Origin of the sequence: Gardnerella vaginalis (assembly GCF_040427915.1) — a bacterium.
In the GTDB taxonomy this organism is placed as follows: Bacteria; Actinomycetota; Actinomycetes; order Actinomycetales; family Bifidobacteriaceae; genus Bifidobacterium; species Bifidobacterium vaginale_C.
Map to the genome: position 1 here is coordinate 1,042,565 of NZ_JBETXJ010000002.1, position 23,705 is coordinate 1,066,269.

At 41.6% G+C, this 23,705-nt stretch carries 17 protein-coding genes and 1 other RNA gene; 17 read left to right on the forward strand and 1 reads right to left on the reverse strand.

Annotated elements, in window-relative coordinates; translation table 11 throughout:
• Positions 1-5: 5 nt before the first annotated feature.
• From miaA to ABVC65_RS04270, 15 genes are all read left to right on the forward strand, one after another.
• The gene (miaA, locus tag ABVC65_RS04200; protein ID WP_019261998.1) at positions 6-995 is read left to right on the forward strand and encodes a tRNA (adenosine(37)-N6)-dimethylallyltransferase MiaA; all 990 of its coding nucleotides are present in this window, start codon (positions 6-8) and stop codon (positions 993-995) included.
• A gap of 151 nt (positions 996-1,146) precedes the next feature.
• A complete protein-coding gene (locus ABVC65_RS04205; protein WP_353582663.1) occupies positions 1,147-2,148 on the forward strand; it encodes a cation diffusion facilitator family transporter in 1,002 nt (333 codons plus the stop codon).
• 68 nt (positions 2,149-2,216) lie between these two features.
• Positions 2,217-3,182: a TrmH family RNA methyltransferase gene (locus ABVC65_RS04210; protein ID WP_353582664.1), complete on the forward strand. Its 966-nt coding sequence runs from the start codon at positions 2,217-2,219 to the stop codon at positions 3,180-3,182.
• 60 nt (positions 3,183-3,242) lie between these two features.
• A complete protein-coding gene (gene pheS / locus ABVC65_RS04215) occupies positions 3,243-4,310 on the forward strand; it encodes a phenylalanine--tRNA ligase subunit alpha (protein WP_004121821.1) in 1,068 nt (355 codons plus the stop codon).
• Positions 4,311-4,315: 5 nt separating this feature from the next.
• A complete protein-coding gene (pheT, locus tag ABVC65_RS04220) occupies positions 4,316-6,940 on the forward strand; it encodes a phenylalanine--tRNA ligase subunit beta (RefSeq protein WP_353582665.1) in 2,625 nt (874 codons plus the stop codon).
• A 194-nt stretch (positions 6,941-7,134) separates the two neighbouring features.
• The gene (locus tag ABVC65_RS04225) at positions 7,135-7,758 is read left to right on the forward strand and encodes an arginine repressor (RefSeq protein ID WP_004121816.1); all 624 of its coding nucleotides are present in this window, start codon (positions 7,135-7,137) and stop codon (positions 7,756-7,758) included.
• A gap of 287 nt (positions 7,759-8,045) precedes the next feature.
• Entirely contained in the window at positions 8,046-9,260 is a 1,215-nt protein-coding gene (locus ABVC65_RS04230; protein ID WP_004115510.1) for an argininosuccinate synthase, read from the forward strand.
• Positions 9,261-9,290: 30 nt separating this feature from the next.
• Positions 9,291-10,796, forward strand: coding sequence for an argininosuccinate lyase (gene argH / locus ABVC65_RS04235; RefSeq protein ID WP_353582666.1), 1,506 nt, complete (start codon positions 9,291-9,293; stop codon positions 10,794-10,796).
• Between the two features lie 66 nt (positions 10,797-10,862).
• A complete protein-coding gene (gene tyrS, locus ABVC65_RS04240) occupies positions 10,863-12,182 on the forward strand; it encodes a tyrosine--tRNA ligase (protein ID WP_004121809.1) in 1,320 nt (439 codons plus the stop codon).
• A gap of 83 nt (positions 12,183-12,265) precedes the next feature.
• Positions 12,266-13,825: a hypothetical protein gene (locus ABVC65_RS04245; RefSeq protein ID WP_353582923.1), complete on the forward strand. Its 1,560-nt coding sequence runs from the start codon at positions 12,266-12,268 to the stop codon at positions 13,823-13,825.
• 98 nt (positions 13,826-13,923) lie between these two features.
• Positions 13,924-15,021 (forward strand): HAD-IIA family hydrolase, encoded by a 1,098-nt coding sequence (locus ABVC65_RS04250; RefSeq protein ID WP_353582667.1) that lies wholly within the window; start codon positions 13,924-13,926, stop codon positions 15,019-15,021.
• 38 nt (positions 15,022-15,059) lie between these two features.
• Complete coding sequence (locus ABVC65_RS04255) at positions 15,060-15,839, forward strand: TlyA family RNA methyltransferase (RefSeq protein WP_353582668.1); 780 nt, start codon at positions 15,060-15,062, stop codon at positions 15,837-15,839.
• Positions 15,840-15,947: 108 nt separating this feature from the next.
• A complete protein-coding gene (locus ABVC65_RS04260) occupies positions 15,948-16,976 on the forward strand; it encodes an NAD kinase (RefSeq protein WP_353582669.1) in 1,029 nt (342 codons plus the stop codon).
• Between the two features lie 9 nt (positions 16,977-16,985).
• Positions 16,986-18,764 carry a DNA repair protein RecN gene (gene recN / locus ABVC65_RS04265; RefSeq protein WP_353582670.1) on the forward strand — a complete coding sequence of 593 codons (1,779 nt, stop codon included), beginning with the start codon at positions 16,986-16,988 and terminating at the stop codon, positions 18,762-18,764.
• A gap of 64 nt (positions 18,765-18,828) precedes the next feature.
• Positions 18,829-19,473: an HAD family hydrolase gene (locus ABVC65_RS04270; protein WP_353582671.1), complete on the forward strand. Its 645-nt coding sequence runs from the start codon at positions 18,829-18,831 to the stop codon at positions 19,471-19,473.
• A 3-nt stretch (positions 19,474-19,476) separates the two neighbouring features.
• Here ABVC65_RS04270 and rnpB read toward each other — a convergent pair.
• Positions 19,477-19,849: RNase P RNA component class A (gene rnpB / locus ABVC65_RS04275), an RNA gene on the reverse strand.
• A 161-nt stretch (positions 19,850-20,010) separates the two neighbouring features.
• Here rnpB and hpf point away from each other — a divergent pair.
• Together hpf and secA are read left to right on the forward strand one after the other, a co-directional pair.
• Positions 20,011-20,685, forward strand: a complete 675-nt coding sequence (hpf, locus tag ABVC65_RS04280) for a ribosome hibernation-promoting factor, HPF/YfiA family (protein WP_004121791.1) — start codon at positions 20,011-20,013, stop codon at positions 20,683-20,685.
• Between the two features lie 212 nt (positions 20,686-20,897).
• Positions 20,898-23,696: a preprotein translocase subunit SecA gene (secA, locus tag ABVC65_RS04285; RefSeq protein WP_353582672.1), complete on the forward strand. Its 2,799-nt coding sequence runs from the start codon at positions 20,898-20,900 to the stop codon at positions 23,694-23,696.
• The last annotated feature ends 9 nt before the right edge of the window (positions 23,697-23,705 follow it).

Sequence of the window (23,705 nt, forward strand, 5' to 3'; positions counted from 1 at the left end):
GCATTGTGTGCAAACCGCCGAAAGTGATTTCGATTGTAGGGCCAACAGCATCTGGCAAAACAAGTCTTGGTATTGCAATTGCAAAGAAATTTGCTGAACGTGGTGTAAAAGCGGAGATTATAAACGCAGACGCATATCAAATGTACCGTTATATGGATATTGGTACCGCAAAAGCCACTAGAGAAGAGCAAAGCGAGATTAAGCATCATTTAATAGACATTATTGATCCAGAAGAATCTATGAGCGTTGCAAAATTTCAAACGCTTGCTAGAGAGTGCATACGCGATTTGCAAGAAAAAGGTATTCGCCCAATTCTTGTTGGGGGCTCTGGATTATATGCTCGTGCGGCTGTAGATGATATAACTTTTCCAGGTACAGATCCTAATATTCGCAAAGCTTTGGAAGATCGTGAAAAGTCGCAAGGAGCAATGGCTCTTTTTGAAGAGTTGCAAAAACTAGACCCTGTGGCGGCTAAAAATATGGATCCAAGAAATTCGCGCAGAACAATTCGCGCTCTAGAGGTTATTGAGTTAACAGGCAAGCCGTATTCTGCTACTCTGCCAAAATACAAGTATTTGATTGATTGTGTGCAAATCGGATTGGACTTAAACAGAGAAGATTTGGATGCGCGAGTGGAGCTTCGCACAAAAATGATGCGGGACCAAGGTTTTGTGAATGAGGTCGAAGCAATTCGTTCTAGGCTTGGTGTTACAGCGAGTAGAGCTTTGGGATACAAGCAAATAATGGACTATTTAGACGGCTTGTGTAGCGAAGATGATGCTTTTGCTGATATTGCTCAGAAAACTAAACGTCTTGCTAGAAAACAAATGGGTTGGTTTGGAAGAGATTCGCGTATTCATTGGGTTAATGCTTTGCAGCCAGATGTGGTTGACGCCTCAATGAAGATAATTGATGCTGCTGATAATGGTGATTTTAAAGATGATTTGATTGCTGAATCAACTTCCCATCATCTCGGCGCGTTAATTGACGAATAGTAATAATAGAATAAGTTTTTAGATAATTAGTCTTTAGATGTTTATGTGTGAACCCTAGCTTAGGCTGGGGTTCATTGCGTATAAGGCATATTGGGAATGATATTGAGAAACGATATCGAGATACATATTTGTATGAGCATAGGAGATTTTTGTGCATAATCATCATTTGTCAAACTCTTCCAGTGAAATCTTAGAGAAGAATGATTTAAGTACTTCTGGAACTAATGCCGCTTCTGTGCAAGATGCTATTAAAGCAAGTCATGCGCATCAGCATAAGCTAACTATCACTTTGGCTTTAACGTCTATTGTATTCTTGGCAGAAGTAATTGGATCTGTTTTAACAAATTCGCTTTCTTTGTTAATTGACGCAGGACATATGTTAACAGATATTTCTGTTTTAGCTGCATCTACGGTTACTGCGATTTTGATGCGCAAAAGACCTAATGCAAAACGCACTTGGGGTTGGGCTAGGCTAGAGGTAATTACTGCTGCTGCTGGTGCTCTTGTTCTACTTTTTGTTGGCATTTATGCGATTGTGGAATCTTGTATGCGTCTTTTTGGTGTAAATCATAATGGAATACATGATGTAAATCAGCTTCTTTTCTTTGGTATTCTTGGTTTGCTTGCAAATCTCGCTTCTCTTGTGATTTTGGTTTCACAATCTAAAGACAATATGAATATGCGAGCAGCCTTTTTAGAAGTAATGAACGATGCTTTGGGATCTGTTGCTGTTGTAGTGTCTGCTGTAGTAATGATGAGCACTAGTTGGAATGGATTTGATGCTTTAGCTGGCGGTATTATTGCAATTTTGATGATTCCTAGAGCGTTACATTTGCTTAAAAATGCTGTAAAAGTTTTGCTTGAGCAAACTCCAGAAGGATTGGATATAGAAAAAGTTCGCGATCATCTTGAACACGTTCCGCACGTTCTTGCTGTTCATGATTTGCATGCAAGTACTGTTTCTACAGGAATGCCTATTTTTATGGCACATGTTGTTGTAGAGCGCGATTTAACAATGGATCAGTGTTCTGATATTTTAAGCCAGCTTCAGGATTGTTTGCGTGAGCATTTTCCAGTTTCGGTTTCTCACACTACCTTCCAACTAGAACCTGAAGGATATACTACACAAAGTTCGTCGGAACATCATGAGTAGTTTCGTTGAGTAGTTTCGTATTGCAACAGTTACGCGTGTTGTAATTATATGTAAAGTAGAGTGATATTATGCCGTTAAAAGAGTTAATAGACAACGCGCATAGCGATCGCGTTAAGCGTATTTGCGCAATAAGTCGCGCAAAATCGCGAGTTGATGGGCGATTTTTAGTAGAAGGTCCGCAAAGCGTTAGGGAAGCGGTAAGGTACGCGCATAAGTCGATTTTAGACATTTACGTTTTGCAAGATGCTGTTAATAGTGACTACCTTAATGTCAATTCTTTTAAAAATGGTAAAAATGGCATTTTGCAAAATGGATCTTTAGAAACGATAAGCAAAATTGTTGACGAATCCTTAAAAAATCAGTGCTATGTGCATCCTGCAACATCAGAAGTTATGCATAAGATCAGTACGGATTGTCAGGGGATTGTTGCCGTTTGTGATTCTGCTATTTTAGATAAAGAATTTATAAAAGAATTTAATAGTATTGGGGTAGAAAGCGAATATAAGTCTGGTTTTGCTCATGATCCTGTATTGATTGCAGCCTGCTGGCAGGTAAGAGACCCCGGCAACGCTGGTGCGATTATTCGCGTTGCAGATGTAGCTGGTTGTAATGCCGTTGTTTTTGTTGACGATTGCGTGAATCGTTTTAACTCAAAGCTAGTTCGTTCTACTGCAGGCTCATTATTCCATTTGCCAGTAGTGACAATGAGTGAGGATGATTGGTTTGATTGGACAAAGTCATTAAAAATAAGGGTTATTGCAGCTGATATTTATGGAACTGAAAATAAAAAACCAAAGTCTTTTGCAAATCTTCTAAAACCACTAAGTGATGATTTAAATAAAGGATATAACGAAGGATCTAATGCAATATTATTTGGAAACGAAGCCAGAGGATTGCCAGAAGAAATATTGAATAAAGTAGACGAAATATCGGTAATACCTATTTACGGAAAAGCAGAATCAATGAACTTGGCAACCAGTGCTGCAGTAATGCTAATGGGCTTGGCTATGTCTAGTCATGAGCGAAAAATGTAGATTTGAGACGTTTTTTGAATGCTTCACAAAAGTACACATAACACGGATAGGAAGGGTGCTGTGGCAAGTAGTAAGCCGTTCGACGCGAAGGCAATTACAAAGGTAGTAAAAGAGGGTATAGCTTGTGTTCAAGCCGCTAAAACAATGGAAGAGTTGAAAGCGGCAAAAACTAAGTATGCAGGAGCTCAGTCTGCAATGACCCTTGCCAGCAAGTCTATTGGAAGTCTTCAAGTAGAAGAAAAGAAGGAAGCTGGCAAGATAATGTCGGCTTTACGCGCTGATTTTGGTCGTGAATTTGCAGCAGCCCAAGAGCGTATTAAGGCTATTGAAGAAGCTAATATGCTTCAAAAAGAAACAGTCGATATGACTTTGCCAATAAATCGTAAGCCTCTTGGCGCTCGCCATCCGATTGCGCGTATTATTGAAGACTTTGAAGACTTCTTTGTGTCTATGGGTTGGCAGATTTCTGCAGGACCAGAGGTTGAAACAGAGTGGTTCGATTTTGACGCTTTGAACTTTGGTCCAGATCATCCTGCTCGCCAAATGCAAGATACTTTTTATGTGCAAGGTAATCAGGCAAAGGATGCTGCTGGATTCGTTGGATCTAACATGGTTTTGCGTACGCAAACTTCTTCCGATCAGGTTCGTGCGTTAATTGAGCGAGGAGTACCTCTGTATATTGCGTCTCCTGGTCGAGTATTCCGCACGGATGAGCTTGATGCAACGCATACGCCAGTGTTCCACCAGTGCGAAGCTTTGGCAGTAGATAAGCATTTGAGCATGGCTGATTTAAAGGGTGTTCTTGATCGTTTAGCTGTTGCAATGTTTGGTCCAGATGCAAAAAGCCGTTTGCGTCCAAGCTACTTCCCATTCACGGAGCCTAGTGCGGAGTTGGATCTTTGGTTCCCAGATAAAAAGGGTGGCCCAGGTTGGATTGAATGGGGCGGATGCGGAATGGTGAATCCGAACGTTCTTAAGTCTGCAGGCTTAGACCCAGATGTTTATACGGGATTTGCTTTCGGTGTTGGCTTGGAGCGCACTTTGCTGCTTCGTCACGATATTAACGATATGCACGATTTGGTTGAAGGCGATAAGCGCTTCAGTGAACAGTTTGTGATGGGAGAGTAGTACTCATGCCAATGGTAGATATTGACTGGCTTAAAGATCATGTTGAAGTGCCAGAAGGTTTGACTTACGAGCAGCTTGCTAAAGATTTGGTGCGAGTTGGCTTGGAAGAGGAAGAGATTCACGACTCTCAAGTTACAGGTCCTATTGTTGTAGGTTATGTTGTTGATGCTACTCCAGAGCCACAAAAGAATGGCAAGGTTATTAATTGGTGCCATGTTGATGTTGGAGATAAATACAACGAGGTAGACGAAAATGGTAATAAGGTTCCTCGTGGTATTATCTGCGGTGCTCCAAACATGGCTGCAGGAGAAAAGGTTGTTGTAACTCTTCCTGGGGCAGTTTTGCCTGGCGATTTTAAGATTGAGCCTCGCAAAACTTACGGCCACATTTCTAACGGAATGTGCGCATCCGAGCGCGAGCTTGGGTTGGGAGATAGCCACGATGGCATTATTTTGCTTCGCGAATACGGTTTCTCTAAAGCTGAATATGATGCTTTGAAACCTGGAGACGACGCAATGTCGCTTCTTCACTTAAACAAGCCTTTGCTGGAAATTAACATCACTCCTGATCGTGGATACGCGTTCTCGTACAGGGGTGTTGCGCGCGAATATCACCATTCAACTGGTGCAACTTACACTGATCCAGTAATTGAACTTAATAATAAAGCTGATCAAGTGGTTTCTATGTCTGATGGAGCTTCTAAAGATATAGAAGTCAGTATTGAAGATAATAATCCTATTCATGGTGTTGTTGGATGCGACCGTTACTACGCTCGTGTTGTTAGAAACTTTAATCCAGATTCTTCTAGCCCTAATTGGATGCGTAGGCGTTTAACTCGCGCTGGAATGCGTGGAATATCTCTTGCGGTAGATGTTACAAATTACGTAATGCTCGACTTGGGTCAGCCGCTTCACGCTTATGATTTAGATAAGATTGAAGGCCCTATTGTTGTTCGTCGTGCTAAGGCTGGAGAGCATTTAACAACTTTAGACGGCAAGGACAGAGAGCTTAATGTTGAAGATTTGCTTATTTGCGATTCTCCAAAGGGAAATCATGGTTCGCGCGTTCTTGGTCTTGCTGGCGTTATGGGTGGAATGTATGGAGAAGTGACGAGCGAAACGAAGAATATTCTTGTTGAGGCTGCGCACTTTGATCCTGTTTCTATTGCACGTACAGCTCGTAGGCATAAGCTTCCAACGGAGGCTTCTCGCAGGTTTGAGCGTGGTGTTGATACTGCTTTGCAGCCAGCAGCTGCGCAAATGGCTGTTACAATGCTCAGTGATTTTGGTTCTGGAGAGCCTTCTAATACACCTACAGACGTTAATAACACTGTTGATAGAAGTGTTATTGTTTTCAAAGCTAGCGAAGTAGAGCGAGTTTCTGGCTTAAGCATTGATTTGAATCGTATTAGCGATATTCTTACGGATATTGGCTGCTCGGTTGCTGGCGGCGGTAACGGTTCGTTCTCCGTTTTGCCTCCAACTTGGCGACCTGATTTGAATGCTCCATGCGATTTGGTCGAAGAAATCGCTCGCTTGGTTGGTTACGATGAGATTCCTGTTAAGGTTCCAGCTGTTCCTGTTACTGGTAAAACTGGTTTAACTCAAGATCAGGCAACTCGCAGAGCTATTGCATATGAGCTTGCTGAAATGGGTTTGGTCGAGTCTTTGAGCTACCCGTTTGTAGGTGAGGAAGATTTTAAAGCCTTCCGTGAGGATGTTGATTCGGTTGCTGAAGTTAGCGTAAAAATTGCAAATCCTTTGGCTGGTGATCGTCCTTGGCTTAGAAGGAATGTTCTTACAACTTTGGCTGGAACTGTTCGTAGAAATATTCGTCGTGGCTTAAGTGATGTTTCGCTTTATGAGCTTGGTCACGTGTATTTTGCGGATCCTAATGCTCCTGCAATTCCTGCTTTGCCTGGTTCGGTTCGTCCTACGGATGCTCAGCTTGCTGCGTTGGATGCAGGTTTGCCTGAGCAGCCTTTGCATGTTGCAGCTCTTTTAACTGGTAATGCTGAAGAAACAGGTTGGCTTGGAACTCATAGGGAAGTTGATTGGAGTGATGCTGTAGAAGCTGTTAATCGTTTAGGAAAGCGAATCGGCGTTGCCTTTGACGTTCGTCAGATTAGTTCTGATGATGTTCCTGCTTCTTGGCATCCAGGTCGTACTGCCAGAGTGTATGTTCCTGTTGATGGTGCCGACAATGTTGAAATTGGTATTGTTGGAGAGCTTCATCCTCAGGTTGATGAGAATTTGGGTTTGCCAAAGCACTCTGCTGCTTTCGAGCTTGATTTGAGTGCATTATTTGATGCTATGCAAGTTAAGCCTGTTCAGGCAAAACCTGTTTCTACATTCCCTCCTGTTAAGCAGGACTTTGCGTTTGTTGCTCCTTCTTCTTTGACTGCTCACGATTTAAAGGAAGCTATTGTTAAAGCTTCTGGTGATTTGCTTGAGTCTGTAGAGTTGTTCGATGTTTATGAAGGCGAACAACTTGGAGAAGGACTAAGATCTCTTGCTTATTCTGTAACATTTAGGGCTGCTGATAGAACGCTTTCTAGCGATGATATGGAAGCGGTCCGAGAGGCTATTACAAAGTCTGCTCAAAAATTGCATGCAACATTGCGAGTATAAGTTCGAATATAAGTTACAGAGTCGCGTTTTTTAAATTGATACGGCTGAATGATTAGTATTATCTGGTTGTTCAGCCGTATTTTTTAGTAAATAAAATAGTATTTATGGCTTTGTTAAAATGTATATATTCATGAATATATTTATGTATTCATGTATATTAGATTGGAGTGCTCTTTAGAAAGGTATTGCCAATTATGGTTGAGTCTAATAGGAAGTCAAATAATTTTAGTGGCGATGATGCGCTTAATCATAGTTATGTGAATGAAGATAATAATTTTGACGATGCTTTTGATGTTAATGACGATTTTGGTTCTATTGAATCCGCTGGAAAGCAGCGTCCTACGACTAAAGCTGCACGTTTAAATGCGATTGAACAGGCGCTTTTAAGTGAGGTTATTACTTCACAGTCTCAGCTTGCTAAAGTTTTGGCTCGTCATGGTTTTGAGGTTACTCAAGCAACTTTGAGTAGAGATTTGGATGAAATAAATGCGGTTAAAATTCGTCTTACAGACGGCAGAATTGCTTATGTTCTAGGAGATGGAACTGGTAATCGTCACGCAATGGATACCGTTAGGATCGATCAGCAAGTTGCAAGAACTCTTTCTGGGCTTATTACAGAAGTTGGATTTGCTAATAATATAGTTGTAATTCACACTCCTTCGGGCGCTGCTCAATATGTTGCAAGTGTTATTGATAGGCAGCCTTTAAAAGGTATTTTAGGTTCGGTTGCTGGCGATGATACAGTGCTTATGGTTTGTGTTTCTAACGAAGAAGCAGAAGATAGAGCTAATTGGATGCTTTCAGTTGCATCTAGGTGATTTTGTATATAGTTTATTCATTTTATAGTTATATTTGTGTCTAATATGCATCGATGGATGTTGAATTTATAATACTTGCTGCAAAGACCACAGCGTTGTGGTTTTTGCACTTTGTTATAGTACAATCAATTGCATAAGTATTATTCCTATTGTCTTATTTTTTTAAATATTATTTTTCAAAATATGATAAAAGCGTTGTATTTCTAAGCGTGTTGAGATTTTATCTATGGTTGTATAATATACTATATATTGTTTATTTATTCAATATATGACCTTGGGAGGTCACTATGACTAGTAAGAAACGTATTGTATTGGCGTATTCGGGTGGCCTCGATACATCTGTAGCTATTCCGTACCTTAAAGAACAAACAGGTCAAGACGTTGTAGCTGTGTCACTAAACGTTGGTCAAGGTGGAGAAGCGCTCGAAGTCATTAAAAATCGCGCTTTGGCTTGTGGTGCTGTTGAATCGTATGTAGTTGATGCTCGTGAAGAATTTGCGGATAACTATTGCATGCTCGCATTAAAAGCAAATGCAATGTACGAAGACGTGTATCCTTTAGTTTCTGCGCTTTCTAGGCCGCTTATTACTCGTCACTTGGTTCACGCAGCGCACGAATTCGACGCAGATACGATCGCACATGGTTGCACTGGCAAAGGAAACGATCAGGTTCGTTTTGAAGTTGCAATTCAGTCTTTGGATCCAGATTTAAAGGCAATTAGCCCAATTCGCGATTTGTCGCTTACTCGAGATGTGGAAATCGCTTTTGCAAACGAGCACAAGCTTCCGATTACTCAAAGCAAGAAAAGCCCATATTCTATAGACCAAAATGTTTGGGGAAGGGCTATTGAAACAGGCTTCTTGGAAGATCCGTGGAATGCTCCAACCGAAGAATGCTACTCTTACACAAAGAATCCTTTGGAAGCTACAACTCCAGACGAAGTTACAATCACGTTTGAAAAAGGTATTCCAGTTGCAATTGACGGTCATAGCGTAACTCCATTGCAAGCAATCGAAGAAATGAACAAGAGAGCTGGGGCACAAGGAATCGGCAGAATCGACATTATTGAAGATCGTTTAGTTGGCATTAAGTCTCGCGAATTGTACGAAGTTCCAGGCGCGCAAGCTTTGATTACGGCTCATCAAGAGCTTGAGAATTGCTGCTTAGAGCGTGAACAGCATAGGCTTAAGCGTGCTCTTGATAAAAAGTGGGCGGAATTTGTGTATGACGGCCAGTGGTTCTCGCCAGTTGTGCGTTCTTTGAACGCGTTCATAAACGAAACGCAAGAGCATGTTTCTGGCGATATTCGCATGACTTTATACGCTGGAAAGGCTGTTGTAACAGGCAGAAAGTCGGATGAGTCTTTGTATGACTTTAACTTGGCTACTTACGATTCTTCCGATACTTTCGACCAGCGCGCTTCCAACGGATTTATTGAAATCTACGGATTGTCTAGCAAGGTTGCAGCGGCTCGAGATATGCGCGTTGCGAAGAACAACTAACAAGAGGAAAGCAGAAAGAAGAATATAACTATGCACGATGCAAATGCCAATGCAAATACCAATACTAATCATCCAATAGCCTTGTGGGGCGGACGTTTTAGCTCAGGACCTTCCGCAGAGCTTGCAAAGCTTAGCAAATCAACTCAATTTGATTGGCGATTAGCGGATGATGATATTGCAGGATCTCGCGCTCATGCGCATGCGTTGCATCGTGCAGGTTTATTGACAAATCAAGAATACGAGGATCTTCAAAAAGCTCTAGACGAGTTGCAAAATCGCGTGGATAATGGCACTTTTACGCCAATTGAAGAAGACGAGGATGAGGCAACTGCATTAGAGCGCGGTTTGCTTGATATTGCAGGAAGCGAACTTGGCGGAAAACTTAGAGCTGGACGCTCTAGAAACGACCAAATCGCAGCTTTAATACGCATGTTTTTGCGCAGACACTCGCGCGTTTTGGCTACTCTCGTGTTAGATGTTTGTAATGCTTTAGTTGCTCAATCTTTAGCTGCAAAAGATTCTGTAATGCCTGGTCGTACTCACATGCAGCATGCTCAACCTATTTTGCTTGCACACCAGCTAATGGCTCATGTTTGGCCGCTTTTGCGAGATGTAAATCGCCTTGCGGACTGGGATTCGCGCGCAAACGAAAGCCCGTATGGGGCAGGGGCATTGGCTGGCAACACTCTTGGACTAGATCCCGAAGAAGTTTCTAAAGAACTTGGTTTTTCTGCTGTTTGCGCGAATTCTATTGATGCTACAGCAAGTAGAGATATTGTTGCGGAGTTTTCATTTATTGCAGCCATGATTGGCGTTGATATTTCTCGCTTAAGCGAAGAGATTATTATATGGAATACTCAAGAATTTGCGTTCGTAACTTTAGACGATGCTTATTCTACTGGATCTTCTATTATGCCTCAAAAGAAGAATCCAGATATCGCGGAGCTTGCTAGAGGAAAAGCAGGACGATTAATCGGAGATTTAACTGGATTAATGGCCACTCTTAAAGGTCTTCCAACCGCATATGCAAGAGATTTGCAAGAAGATAAAGAGGCAGTTTTTGACCAAATTGACACTCTAGAAGTTCTGCTTCCAGCATTCGCAGGAATGGTTAGAACAATGCGATTTAATATTGATAGGTTGCGTGAACAGTCGGCTACTGGTTTTGCCTTAGCTACAGATATTGCTGAATGGCTTGTAAAACAAGGTGTTCCATTTAGAAATGCGCATAAGTTATCAGGATTATGCGTAAAACGTGCTGAAGAACTTGGTGGTGATTTAGACGTTTTAAGTGATGATGATTTTGCTAATATTCTGAATGATTTTGTAGATCGCGCAGATATTGAGAATCTTAAACTTGTTCTTTCTAGTGATGGATCAGTAGCTTCTAGATGTGGAAAAGGTGGAACGGCTTTTGTTCGCGTAAAAGAACAAATTACTCAAGCTCAGCTTGCGATTGATGAGTATAAGAAATTTGCTGAATCTGTAAGTGATGGAACTGCTTATAAGAGTGTCGCCCTGTGCTGCCAAAATTGAAAGGCTTGGATTGCGCGTTTAGCGCCCGATGCCTATGTAAGTTTTGGCAATAATAAGGAGATACGAATGGCTCAGGTCAGGAATTACAAGGAAGCTGGATTTGCTTCTTTGTTTGAAGAGCTAAAGTGGCGTGGATTAATTTCACAATCTACTGATGAGCAGCAGCTTGCTCAAGCACTTGACGGAGAACCATTAACGTATTATTGCGGTTACGATCCTACTGCTGCTTCATTGCATATTGGTAATCTTGTTCAGCTTATTAATATGCGCCACTTGCAAGCTGCAGGTCATCATCCTATTGCTTTAGTTGGTGGTGCTACTGGCTTGATTGGTGACCCTCGTCAAAGTGGAGAACGCACGCTTAATTCTAAAGACATTGTGGCTGGCTGGGCTGAACGTTTGCGCAAGCAGATTGGCAGAATTTTGCCTCTTGAAGGTGAAAATCCTGTTCGTTTTGTTAGCAATTACGACTGGGTTTCTAAGATGTCTGCTATCGACTTCTTGCGCGATGTTGGTAAAAATTTCCGTGTTGGCACAATGCTTTCTAAGGATATTGTGGCTCGCCGCTTAAACTCCGACGAAGGTATTTCTTTTGCTGAGTTCAGCTATCAGGTTTTGCAAGGTAACGACTTCTTGTACTTATTTGATAATTACAACGTAACATTGCAACTTGGTGGATCTGATCAGTGGGGTAACTTGACTTCTGGCATGGATTTGATTCGTAAGGTTCGCGGAGCTTCTGTGCACGTGTTTACAAGCCCTATTATTACGGATAATCAAGGTCGTAAGTTTGGAAAATCTGAGGGTAACGCAATGTGGCTTGATCCTACGATGCTTAGCCCTTATCGCTTCTACCAATTCTGGTTTAATCAGCCAGATGATGAAGTTGTTAAGCTTCTTAAGGCTTTTACGTTCTTGCCTAAGAGTGAGATTGAGCGTTTGGAAAAGCAAATTCAAGAAGACCCAGGAAGTCGTGAAGCTCAGCGTGTTCTCGCTTGGGAAGTTACGAGCTTTGTTCATGGTGAAGATGTTACGAATCAGGCTATTGCTGCTTCTTCGGCATTGTTTGGTAAGGGTGATCTAGACGCTATTGATGAGCAAACTCTTGAAGCTGCCTTGGATGGTGTTAAGGTTAAGGCGCAGGATGGTAGTTTAGAATTTGCTAAAGCAAATAGTGGTGATCGCGTTGTTGAGGCTGCTGTTGCTGCTGGATTGTTGCGCACAATTTCTGAAGCTCGTCGTGCTATTGAAGCCGGTGGTTTGTACGTTAACAATAATCGCGTAGACAGTGTTGATGACGTTTTGAATGATAATTCATTCTTACATGGTCGTTTTGCTTTGATTCGTAGAGGCAAGAAGGCTATTGGCGCTGTTGAGCGTGCTTAGTTTTTTAAGCGCGTTTGGTTTGTTTTTAATATTAGATTTTTAGTATAATTTTATATTTTTAGAATTTGAAAGGTATGCCAATAATGGGCGAAGAACGCGGATCGCGTAGTGGTAAATCGTTTGGTAATCGTGGCAGTTTTGGTCGCCGTAATGGTGGTAAGAATGGTGACCATCGCGGTGGATTCCACAATGGTGGCTCATCAAAAGGTGGATTCCACAAGGATGGTGGCAGAAAGTTTAATCACCGTGATGGCGAACGTAGATTTGAGCACAATGATCGCAGATATGATGATCATAAGAACGGTCGTCGTGACGATTTTGAGCGTGATTCTGGTAGTTCAGAAGGTTTAAGACGCAATGGATTCCACAAAGGTGGATTCAATAAGAGCGGTTTTAAGAAGGATAACGATCGTAGGTTTAACCATCGTGATAATGATCATAGGTTCAACCGTGATGATCGTGATAACCGCAGTGATCGCAGATTCGATAGAAAAGATAATCACGAAACTCGCAGAAATCGTGGTTTTGATGTCAAGTCGGAAGAAAATGGCAATCCAAGGTACAAGAAGTTTGATCGTGATAATCGTGGCGAGCGCAATGATCGCCGCTTTGAAGATAATCGCGGTGGCTTCCACAAGGGTGATTTTAAGAAGAATGATTCTAGAAAGCGCGATTCAAAGTCGTCTTTCCGCTTTGAAAATGGTCCTCGTAGAAACTCGGATGGAACTGTTTCTTACCCATCTCAAAACCCTTATACTGATAGGCGTCCAGGCGAACCTAAGATGCCTAAGGGCTTAGAGTATTCCATGCTTTCTAAAGAATCTCGTGAGCGTTTGCGCGGTCTTTCTAAGGAACATTCTGAGAATATTGGTTTGCATATTCTCGCAGCTTATGCTTTGCAAGAAGAAGATCCAGAGCTTGCATTGGAACATGCAAAGTGGGCTGCAAAGCAGGCATCGCGTATTGATTTTTCGCGCGAAACATTAGGATTTATTGCATACCGTCAGGGTGATTACAAGCTTGCTGCGCGCGAGTTTAGAACAGCTATGCGAATGAATGGCTACATGGATTATCTTCCATTTATTGCCGATTGCGAGCGCGGTATGGGCAACCTTGATAAGGCTTTGGAAATCTGCATGTCGGATGAAGCTAGAAGGGTTACTGGCGAAGTCAAGGCAGAAATGTTCCTTGTGTACGCAGGTGTTTTGGCAGATACAAACCATTCGGATAAGGCTATTGAGCTTGTTCACGCAATGGGTAGGTCTAAGGGTTTGCCTGGCGAGTATAGAATGCGTGCAGTTCAGGCGGAACAGTACTTCCTAGAGGAGGCTGGGCGAAGTGATGAGGCTATTGAGCTTGACTCTTTGCTTGATCGCTTAGAAGAGCAATACGCAGATATTGAAGACGAAGAAAATCCAGAAGATGTTGTGATTGACTACGATTTGGAACATCTTAATGACGCGATTATGGACGAAGTTGGCATTAGTGAAGATGATGCGCAATTTGCTCCAGATGATGATTTGGAAGATGATTCAGATGATTCAGATGATTCGGATGATTCAGACGATTCAGACGATGATTCACAAATCGCAGACAATACTGAAACTATAGAGATGAGTGCAGTTAAGTCTGAAGAAGAATAGTACAACCATATCTTCTAAGCCCGGCTTCTGTATTATGAGAGTATAGTAAGCCGGGCGTTTGCTACTTTGATATTTTTAAAATCATGCGGGGATATTCTATGCAACTTGATGAACGAACGAATTTTTCAAATAGTAAATCTGCGTTAAGCAAGAATTTTCGCTTAGCTTTGCTTGACTTAGACGGCGTAGTGTATAGAGGCGGAAAATCCGTTGAATATGCTGCTGAATCAATTGAAAATGCTCAAAAAAATGGCATGTTTATTGAATATACGACTAATAATTCTTCTCGTTTTCAAGAAGTTGTAGCGAGTCAACTAGAAAGTTTCGGCTTAAAAGTAGAGCCGTGGCAGATCATAACTTCTTCTGTTGTTGCAGCAAGAATGGTTGCTCGCTACGTTCCGAGAAATTCTAATGTTTTAGTGCTTGGAGCCGATCATCTCGTACAAGAGGTTCGTAGTGCTGGTCTTAATCCAGTAAAGTCTTGTAAAGACAATCCAAAAGCTGTTATCCAAGGCTGGTATCCGCAAATGACTTGGCAAGAAATGGCACAAGTCGCTTTCGCAGTAGAGCATGGAGCTAAGTATTTTGTTACTAATCGCGATTTAACAATTCCACGTGAATTTGGTATAGCTCCTGGATGCGGTTCTATGATTCAAGCTGTAGTAAATGCAACTGGAGTTGAGCCTATTGCTTCTGCTGGAAAACCCGAGTGCGCAATGTATGACGAAGCGAGATTGTTGGTTGCTGCAAATGCAAATCACAATGATGAAGATGTTAAAGAATATGCAGAAAAAGATGAGTTTGGGAATCCTGTAATAAGTATTTCGCGCTCGCTAGCCGTAGGAGACCGATTGGATACAGACATCGAAGCTGGTACCAGAGGGGGATATGAGTCTCTTCTAGTGCTTACTGGTGTCACCAATCCGCGCATGTTGCTTGAGGCTCCAAAACACTTGCGACCAAGCTTTGTTTCTAAGGATTTAAGAGGACTAAACGAGGCTCATGAGTCTCCAAAGCGTGTTGACGACGTTACATTTGTATGTGGAACTTCTAGAGCACAAATTGTTTGTAATTCTATTGAAGTAAACAATCCTAATGATTGCAACGCTTTGCGTGCTGCTTGTGTGCTCACTTGGAGCTTAATAGATAGTGGAAAATCACTTGAAGACTACATTCTTCCAGAGTTTTCTTTATGAATATATGAGTTTGCATATGTGTGTATGAGGATTTTTCAATGTCTGACGGAGATGATTTAGTTCAGCGATTAGATTGTGAACTTGTAAATCGCGGATTAGTGAAAAGTAGAACTACAGCTCAGCGCTTAATTAAGTCTGGGTTAGTAAAAGTAGATAATCGAATTGTTTATAAATCATCATTTTTAGTGGAAAAAGCGCAAGAAATAAGTTTTGATGAATCAAAAAAAGAAAATTCTTGTCTTAAATATGTTTCTAGAGGAGCACTCAAATTAGAAGGTGCGTTCTCTTTATTTGAAGATTTAGGATTAAAAGTTTATTCAAATACTAAAGCGCTAGATATTGGTGCTTCAACTGGCGGTTTTTGCGATTATTTGTTGCAAAATGGCGTTAATCGCGTTATTGCTTTAGACGTCGGACACGGTCAATTGCACCCAAAGATCGCAAGCGATTCGCGCGTTATCGAAATGAGTGGAGTCAATATTCGCGATGTTTATTTAGAGGATTTGCCTTACAAGCCTAATCTTATAGTCTCAGATGTTTCTTTTATATCTCTTACTTTTGTTATTCCAGTAATCGCGCGTATTGCGCAAAACAACGCGAATATTGTTCTTCTTGTAAAGCCACAATTTGAAGTTGGTAAAGGAAATCTTGGAAAAGGCGGAATTGTAACAGATAAAGACCTAAGACTTAAAGCATTAGAAAATATTAAAGAATGCGCTAAAAATAGTGGTTTAAAAGTTGTTGCAACTCATGAATCTCCTATAGAAGGAACTCATGGAAATATTGAATATCTTCTTTACGCGCGATTTAATAGTTAAAAATAATTATTTGATAAATATTTTTTACATAAGCAGTACAATGCGCAATATGTAGTGCAACAATTACAATATTTATTGTTATTTGCAAAACCACAAAGGGGCTGTGTTATGCCAGAACTTTTAGTAGATGATGATGCTTCTTATGCTCGTCGCGCTCTGGTAGTTACGCATGCGCGTCTTGATAGTCACAGTGCCGTTGTAGATCAAGTTACCACGCAGCTTAGTAGTGCTGGTTTTCATGTAGATGTGTTTCATAGTGCTGCCGTATCTGATTTTGCGCAAAAAACAGCACATGTTATTGATAAAAACACAGAGATTGTTGTTGTGCTTGGTGGAGATGGCACAATGCTTCAAGCTGCAGAATTGGTGCATTGCACTCCTGTTCCAATCATAGGTATAAATCTTGGTCATGTTGGATTTTTGGCGGAATTTGAAAGCTTCCAAATAGATGAGGCTATTAGAAGAATTGCTCAAAAAGATTATTTTTTAGAGCATAGAATGGAAGCTCATGTAGACGTTTGGCTTCCTGGAGCGAGTGAGCCTTTAAGTGATTGGGCGCTTAACGATATTACTTTAGATAGGGCAGATCGCGGTAGAATGGTGGAGCTTTCGATTCGCGTTGATAATGTTGAAATGTCGTCTTTTGGCTGCGATGGTGTTATTGTTTCTACTCCTACTGGATCCACAGCTTACGCATTTTCGGCAGGAGGTCCAATCATGTGGCCAAACGTTGAGGCTTTGCAACTGGTTCCTTTGGCTGCACACGCGCTTTTTTCTAGACCATTGATTATCGGAGCAGGTTCAACTTTTACTATTGATATTTTGGAAGATTCAGCTTCTGGTGGTTGGATTTGTTGTGATGGTAGGCGTCAAAGGGCTTTACCGCAAGGCTCTAGGATTCAAATTCGTCAGTCCAAGGATGAGCTGTTTTTAGCGCGTCTTTCTGGTGTTCCATTTACGCAAAGATTAGTTACTAAGTTTGATTTGCCTGTAGTTGGTTGGCGCGAAAATCGTCGTAAAAAGTCTTCCAAACCTAAGGAATATGAGGCTAATCTGCATAATGAAACCGATAGGAATTATGAAGATGTTCCAAATGTCTCAAATAACTACCATAACCCTAATAGCTTAAACTCGTAGGGGGCATCCTTGCTTGAAGAATTAGAAATTCGTAATTTAGGACCAATCTCTCACGCGGTTATTACTCCATCATATGGAATGACTGCTATTACTGGAGAAACAGGGGCTGGAAAATCTATGCTTCTAAGCGCTATAAGACTTATATCTGGAGGAAAAGCTGATTCTTCTAGAATTGTATCTTTTGCGTCAGAATCATGGGCGCAAGGCGTTTTTTCTGTTTCAAAGTCAGGAATTGTTTCTAATCTTTTGCAAGAATCTGGGATAGATGTTGAAGAATCTGAAGGCGATGATTCTAAAATAGATGTTTATGTATCTCGTACTGTTCCAAAATCTGGTAGGTCTAGGGCGGTAGTATCTGGTTGTTCTGTTCCTAAGACTTTGCTGGATAAAATTTGTTCGCAAACAATAACAATTCATGGGCAAAGTGATCAGTTGCGTATAGCAACAAGTGCAAAACAGCGTGAGTTCTTGGACTCAATTTCTTGTGATTCAAAAGAATTACAAGAATATTCTGTGGCATTTAAAGAATGGCAGGATGCTGTTGAATCTTATAACAGGCTTATAAATCAAGAATCTTCTTCTAGGCAGCGTGCAGATTATTTGCGAGAATCGCTAGAAAAAATTCGCCAAATCGATCCAAAACGGAATGAAGATGAAGAGCTTAAAGCTAAAAGAGACCGCATAGAAAACGCTGCTCAAATCGTTGGAGCTATTAGCGAAGCAATTTCTTCGTTAGACGCAAGTCAAATTGACTACGGCGCAATAGATTCCGTTGACGCATTACATTTGGTTGACAACGCATCTAAGGCAATTCGCTCGATTCGAGTTGATGGAGATTATAGCGCGATTGCAAATCAACTTGACGATATTTCTTCCCAAATTTCCGACATTGTTATGCAGCTCGCTCAGCAATTAGATGTTGATGAGAGTCAGGAAGATTTAGACGCTATTAACAATCGTATTCACGATTTAAGCGATTTAACACGCAGATGGGGTCCACAGATCGACGATGTTTTAGAGTGGGCTAAAAAGGCGCAATTTGAGCTTGAAGATTTGGATGATTCACCTGAGGCTATTGATCGCGCTAAAAAAGCTTGTGATAAGTATTATTCTAATGCCAAAAATTTAGCAGATAAACTTTATGATTTGCGCAAAAGTGCAGCAGAAAAGTTTAGTTTTGAAGTTAGTAAAGAGCTTGAATCTTTGGCTATGCAAGATGCTCAGCTTTTAATCAAAGTTAATAGGCGTAAAGTAGATGAAACTGGAGTAGTTGACTTAGATTCTCATGGTTTAGACAATGTTGAGTTTCTTTTTAAGCCTTTCCCGTCGTCTGATTATTTGCCAATGGGTAGCAGTGCTTCAGGTGGAGAGTTAAGTAGACTTATGTTAGCTATGGAGTTGGTTGCGGCAAAATTCAATAACAGCGACTCTCATTCTATGACTTTTATTTTCGACGAGGTTGATGCGGGAGTTGGAGGAGTTGCAGCAGTGGAATTAGGCAAACGCTTAGCTCAACTTGCTAAAAGTTCTCAGGTGATTGTTGTAACACATTTGGCTCAAGTTGCTTCTTTTGCTGATGTTCAATTTGTGGTTAGAAAAAGTTTTAGTGATTCATCGGTTTCTGGCGATTCTTCTAATGATTTTGACTCTTCATTAGTCGTAGATACTACTGTTACTAAGTTGGATGATTCACAGCGTGAGCAGGAAATAGCTAGAATGCTTTCTGGAAGTCAGTCGCAAGCTTCTTTAGAGCATGCTAGAGAATTGTTAAAAACAAGCAAAATCTAATCTAAAATCTGAATCTAATTCAAAGTAATTTTTATAAAACAGGATTAATATCAGGATTAATAATATGAGCGAAAATGTGTTAGTTGATAATTCAAATTGTGCAGCAATTTTTGATTTTGATGGTACTTTGCTTGACTCTTTACATGTTTGGGATGATATAGACGAAAAGAGTTTTGCTAAACGCGGTATTAAAGTGCCTGCTGATTTTGCTGATTCCACTGCAACAATGACTCCTCGAGAAGTGGCTGATTATGTTATTGCACGTTTTGGTTTTACGGATTCTCCAGAAGATTTAATGAAAGAGTGGCAAGATATGGCTTTTGACGCATACGCGAAGCATTTGCCGCTTAGAAAAGGTGCTAAAAATTACGTTGATTATTTGCATAAAACGGGTGCAAAAACAGTTCTTATAACTACTCTTTCTAAATCTTTATGCGTTGCTGCCTTAAAACGTACTGATTTGTATGATTACTTTGATTTGATGATTTTTGGAGAAGATTTAGAGAGCAATGCAAAAAATAGTCCTAAAACTTATGTTGACTTAGCAAAGCGAATTGGCGTAAAACCAAGCGATTGCACTGTTTTTGAGGATTCTGATGCAGCGCTAAAATCGGCTCGTTTATCTGGAATGAAAATTTGTGAGGTAGTGGATTTAATGAATGGCGATTTTGACTTTGCGCCAAAAGTCTTAAATAAGGGTCTTAAGTAAATTAGGGTGAGGTTTCACATACCCCGGGTTTTGTCGCGTGCAAATATGCACACGGATGACCATCCATCTCGATTTGACGTTACCGCCAAACTCTAGCAGTCTACCCGAAGACTTAGGCGAGCAGCCCTTAAACACCTTCTGCTTGACCTTGCTCCCAATGAGGCTTGCCATGCGGCTAACTGTTACCAGAAGCCCGGTGGTCTCTTACACCGCCGTTTCACCCTTACCTAAACAAAAGTTTAGGCGGTCTATTCTCTGTTGCGCTATCTCTCAGGTTGCCCTGGGCGGACGTTATCCGCCATTGTGCTCTGTGGAGCCCGGAAGTTCCTCAGCTACTCCGAATGAACATTGCAGCCGCGGTCATCGTGAAACCTCAACCTTCCCAATTATAGCAGACGTCTTAATTTTCGCGCATATTTTGCGACTCGCTAGAAAATGGCGGTTTTTAGCAGATATAATAGGTGTATCAGCGGCGCTGGTGCCGTTGACGTGTATACAAGTCGAGTTTTATCTCGGATTACTCATAAGGAGGTTCGCATGGAAATCGTCATCACCGGACGTCATACGCAGATTAAGCAAAGATTCCGTGACGTTGTGGAAAGCAAGATGAATCGTGTGACCGCCATTGCTCCAGATGCGCAGCGCATTCAGATTGTGCTTAACACTGAGGGCAATCCAAGGCAGGCAGATACTGCAAAGAGAGTTGAAATTACTGTCGTAGCAGGAAGTACGGTTATTCGCGCAGAGGCATCTAGTACTGACCAATACAGTGCATTGGATATGGCTCTTGATAAGTTGACGCTTCGTTTGCGTCGCACTCGCGATCGTCGTAAGGATCATCGTCGTGGATATGAGCAAATGGTTCCAGTTGATTTGGGTGTTGCAGAGCCAGAGGTTGAAACAACTGTTGAAGAAGTCGCACAAGAAGATGGAACGAATAGTGCAGATGCTGCGGTTGCTTCCGACTTGGGTCCTGGCGAATCAGTAGAGGTGAGTGTTGGAGATACTCCTATTGTGATTCGTCGCAAGCTTCATATTGCTGAGCCAATGAGCATTGACGAAGCGTTGTATGAAATGGAACTTATTGGTCATGATTTCTTCCTGTTCGTAAATAAGGAAACAATGAGGCCTTCGGTTGTGTATCGTAGGCATGGCTGGAGTTATGGTGTGTTTGAAATTGATACTCCAGAAAACGTTTCTAAAAAGAAGTAACAAAGAAGTAATAAAGCAAATAAGGGTAGAACATTATTAAATAGAAATTAACTCATATGAGTCAATGCCCGTCTAGTAAAAGTCTAGACGGGCATTTTATGCGTAGCATCAGACTCGCTATCTTATAAAAATCGCAGCCGTCGCGTAATATAGGCACAGTTTACGTCTATATTGGCTAGCCGAATAATAGACACGACCTAAGGGAGCTAAACGTGGTAGATATCGTCGATAAAGCCTTGCGCATGGGTGAAGGCCGTCAATTGAAGCGCCTTGAGAATGTTGCAAAGGCTGTGAATGCGCTAGAAGATGAGATTTCTGCGCTTTCCGATGAAGAGCTTAAAGGGCAAACGGCAAAATTCAAGCAGAAGTTAGACAATGGTGCGAAACTTGATGATTTAATGCCAGAAGCATTTGCTACAGTAAGAGAGGTTTCAAAGCGTACTCTTGGTCAGCGTCACTTTGACGTTCAGCTCATGGGCGGTGCAGCATTGCATTGGGGCAATATTGCAGAAATGAAGACTGGTGAAGGTAAAACACTTGTTGCCACATTGCCTAGCTATTTGAATGCTTTGGAAGGCAAAGGCGTTCATGTTGTTACCGTTAACGACTATCTTGCTAGCTATCAGAGCGAGCTTATGGGTCGTATTTATCGATTCCTCGGTATGAGTGTTGGCTGCATTATTACGGATCAACAACCTCCAGAGCGTAGAAAGCAATACAACGCAGACATTACTTATGGAACTAACAATGAGTTTGGCTTCGACTATTTGCGCGACAATATGGCTTGGGAAAAGGGTGATCTTGTTCAGCGTGGTCACCATTACGCAATAGTCGATGAGGTTGATTCCATTCTTATTGATGAGGCTCGTACGCCACTTATTATTTCTGGACCAGCCGAAGGCGATGTTACGCGTTGGTATCGCGAGTTTGCAAAGCTTGTTTTAAAGCTTGATCGCGATGTTGATTACAAGATTGATGAAAAGCGTAAGACTGCTGGTATTTTAGATTCAGGTATTGCAAAGATTGAAGATTACTTAGGTATAGAGAATCTTTATGAGCCAAGCAACACTGCTTTAATCGGATACTTGAATAATGCTTTGAAAGCTAAGGAATTATTCCTTCTTGATCGCGATTATGTTGTTACTAATGGCGAAGTTCTTATTGTTGATGAGCATACTGGTCGAGTTCTTCCAGGTCGTCGTTACAGCGATGGTTTGCATCAAGCGATTGAGGCCAAGGAGAATGTTGAAGTAAAGGCGGAAAATCAGACTTTCGCAACTATTACTTTGCAAAACTACTTCCGTATGTACGACAAGCTTTCTGGTATGACTGGTACTGCAGAAACAGAAGCCGCAGAGTTTATGGGAACATACAAGCTTGGTGTTCTTCCAATTCCTTCTAATCGTCCAGTTATTCGTATGGATAAGGATGATTTAATCTTCCGTACTAAGAAGGAAAAGCTTGCCGCTATTGTTCGAGATGTTGCTCAGCGTCATGCAAAGGGTCAGCCTGTTTTGCTTGGTACGGCATCGGTTGAATCTTCCGAAATCGTTTCTTCGCTTTTGGATGTTGCTCGTATACCTCATCAGGTGTTGAATGCTAAGCAGAATGCTAAGGAAGCAGCTGTTGTTGCTGTTGCTGGTCGTAAGGGTGCTGTGACTGTTGCTACAAACATGGCAGGTCGTGGTACAGATATTATGCTTGGCGGTAACGTTGAGTTCCTTGCAGATGCAAAGCTTAAGGCAGAAGGTTATTCTCCAGACGATACTCCAGAAGAGTATGAGAAGCGTTGGCCAGGAGTTTTGGCGGAAGTCAAAGAGCAAGTTAAAGACGAACATGAAGAGGTTAAGAAGCTTGGTGGCTTGTATGTTCTTGGCACTGAGCGTCACGAATCTCGTCGTATTGACAATCAGCTTAGAGGTCGTTCTGGCCGTCAGGGAGATCCTGGTGAGTCTCGTTTCTACTTGAGCTTGGAAGACGATTTAATGCGTTTGTTCAACACTCAGCTTGTTGCGCGCGTTATGGCTAAAGGTTTGCCAGAAGGTGAGCCGATTGAATCCAAGTATGTTTCTAATGGTGTTCGTACGGCTCAAAAGACTGTTGAGGCTCGTAACTTTGAAATGCGTAAGAACGTTTTGAAGTACGATGACGTTATGAATAAGCAGCGTACTGTTATTTATTCAGAACGTCAGATTGTTCTTAAAGGTCAGGATATTCATGAGGATATTTTGAAGTTTATTAAGGACACTGCCGATAGTTATGTTCGCGGAGCTATGAACGGTTCAGATAAGCCAAAGAACTGGGATTGGGAAGGTCTTAAAGACGCTGTTAATGCTGTTATGCCAATTATTTTGGATTGGGATCAGCTGCGCTTGCAAATCGAGTCTCTTAAGGGAGAAAAAGCTGTTGAAGCTTTGCGAGACACTATAGTAGATGGCGTTATTACTATTTACGCTGTGTTTGAAGAAAGAATGGGTTCTGATAACTTGCGCCAATTTGAGCGTAGAGTTGTCCTTGCTGTTCTTGATCGCAAGTGGCGCGAACATCTTTATGAGATGGATTATTTGAAGGATGGTATTGGCTTGCGTGGTATGGGTCAGCGTGACCCTCTGGTTGAATACCAGCGCGAAGGCTTCCAGATGTATAACTCAATGATTGAGGCAATTAAGGAAGAGTCTATTCAGCTTCTGTTCCGTATGAATCTCGAGCAGATTGTTGCGGAAACTGAAAACCAAGATGATTCTTATGTTGATGCAAACATTGAGCAAGCAGAACAAGAAGAAGATGAGCATTCTGGAATCGTTGGTCCTGCTCCTATGAGCCATGCTGATGGTGAAGTGCCATTGAGCAAGCGTCCAAAGATTGAAGAATGGAAGACTCCTTGGGCTGATGGTCGTACGTTCCCAGGAACGAACAAGAATGATGAGTGCCCATGTGGCTCTGGCAGAAAGTACAAGTTATGCCATGGTCAGAACGAGGATCAGAATAATTTTGGTTCGAACGAAGATTAAGTTTTAAGC

Excerpts from the sequence above, each read along its gene's own strand:
- ABVC65_RS04210 (WP_353582664.1), top strand. The coding sequence starts at position 2,217 with ATGCCGTTAAAAGAGTTAATAGACAACGCGCATAGCGATCGCGTTAAG.
- pheT (WP_353582665.1), top strand. The coding sequence starts at position 4,316 with ATGCCAATGGTAGATATTGACTGGCTTAAAGATCATGTTGAAGTGCCA.
- ABVC65_RS04225 (WP_004121816.1), top strand. The coding sequence starts at position 7,135 with ATGGTTGAGTCTAATAGGAAGTCAAATAATTTTAGTGGCGATGATGCG.
- ABVC65_RS04230 (WP_004115510.1), top strand. The coding sequence starts at position 8,046 with ATGACTAGTAAGAAACGTATTGTATTGGCGTATTCGGGTGGCCTCGAT.
- argH (WP_353582666.1), top strand. The coding sequence starts at position 9,291 with ATGCACGATGCAAATGCCAATGCAAATACCAATACTAATCATCCAATA.
- tyrS (WP_004121809.1), top strand. The coding sequence starts at position 10,863 with ATGGCTCAGGTCAGGAATTACAAGGAAGCTGGATTTGCTTCTTTGTTT.
- ABVC65_RS04245 (WP_353582923.1), top strand. The coding sequence starts at position 12,266 with ATGGGCGAAGAACGCGGATCGCGTAGTGGTAAATCGTTTGGTAATCGT.
- ABVC65_RS04250 (WP_353582667.1), top strand. The coding sequence starts at position 13,924 with ATGCAACTTGATGAACGAACGAATTTTTCAAATAGTAAATCTGCGTTA.
- ABVC65_RS04255 (WP_353582668.1), top strand. The coding sequence starts at position 15,060 with ATGTCTGACGGAGATGATTTAGTTCAGCGATTAGATTGTGAACTTGTA.
- ABVC65_RS04260 (WP_353582669.1), top strand. The coding sequence starts at position 15,948 with ATGCCAGAACTTTTAGTAGATGATGATGCTTCTTATGCTCGTCGCGCT.
- ABVC65_RS04270 (WP_353582671.1), top strand. The coding sequence starts at position 18,829 with ATGAGCGAAAATGTGTTAGTTGATAATTCAAATTGTGCAGCAATTTTT.
- hpf (WP_004121791.1), top strand. The coding sequence starts at position 20,011 with ATGGAAATCGTCATCACCGGACGTCATACGCAGATTAAGCAAAGATTC.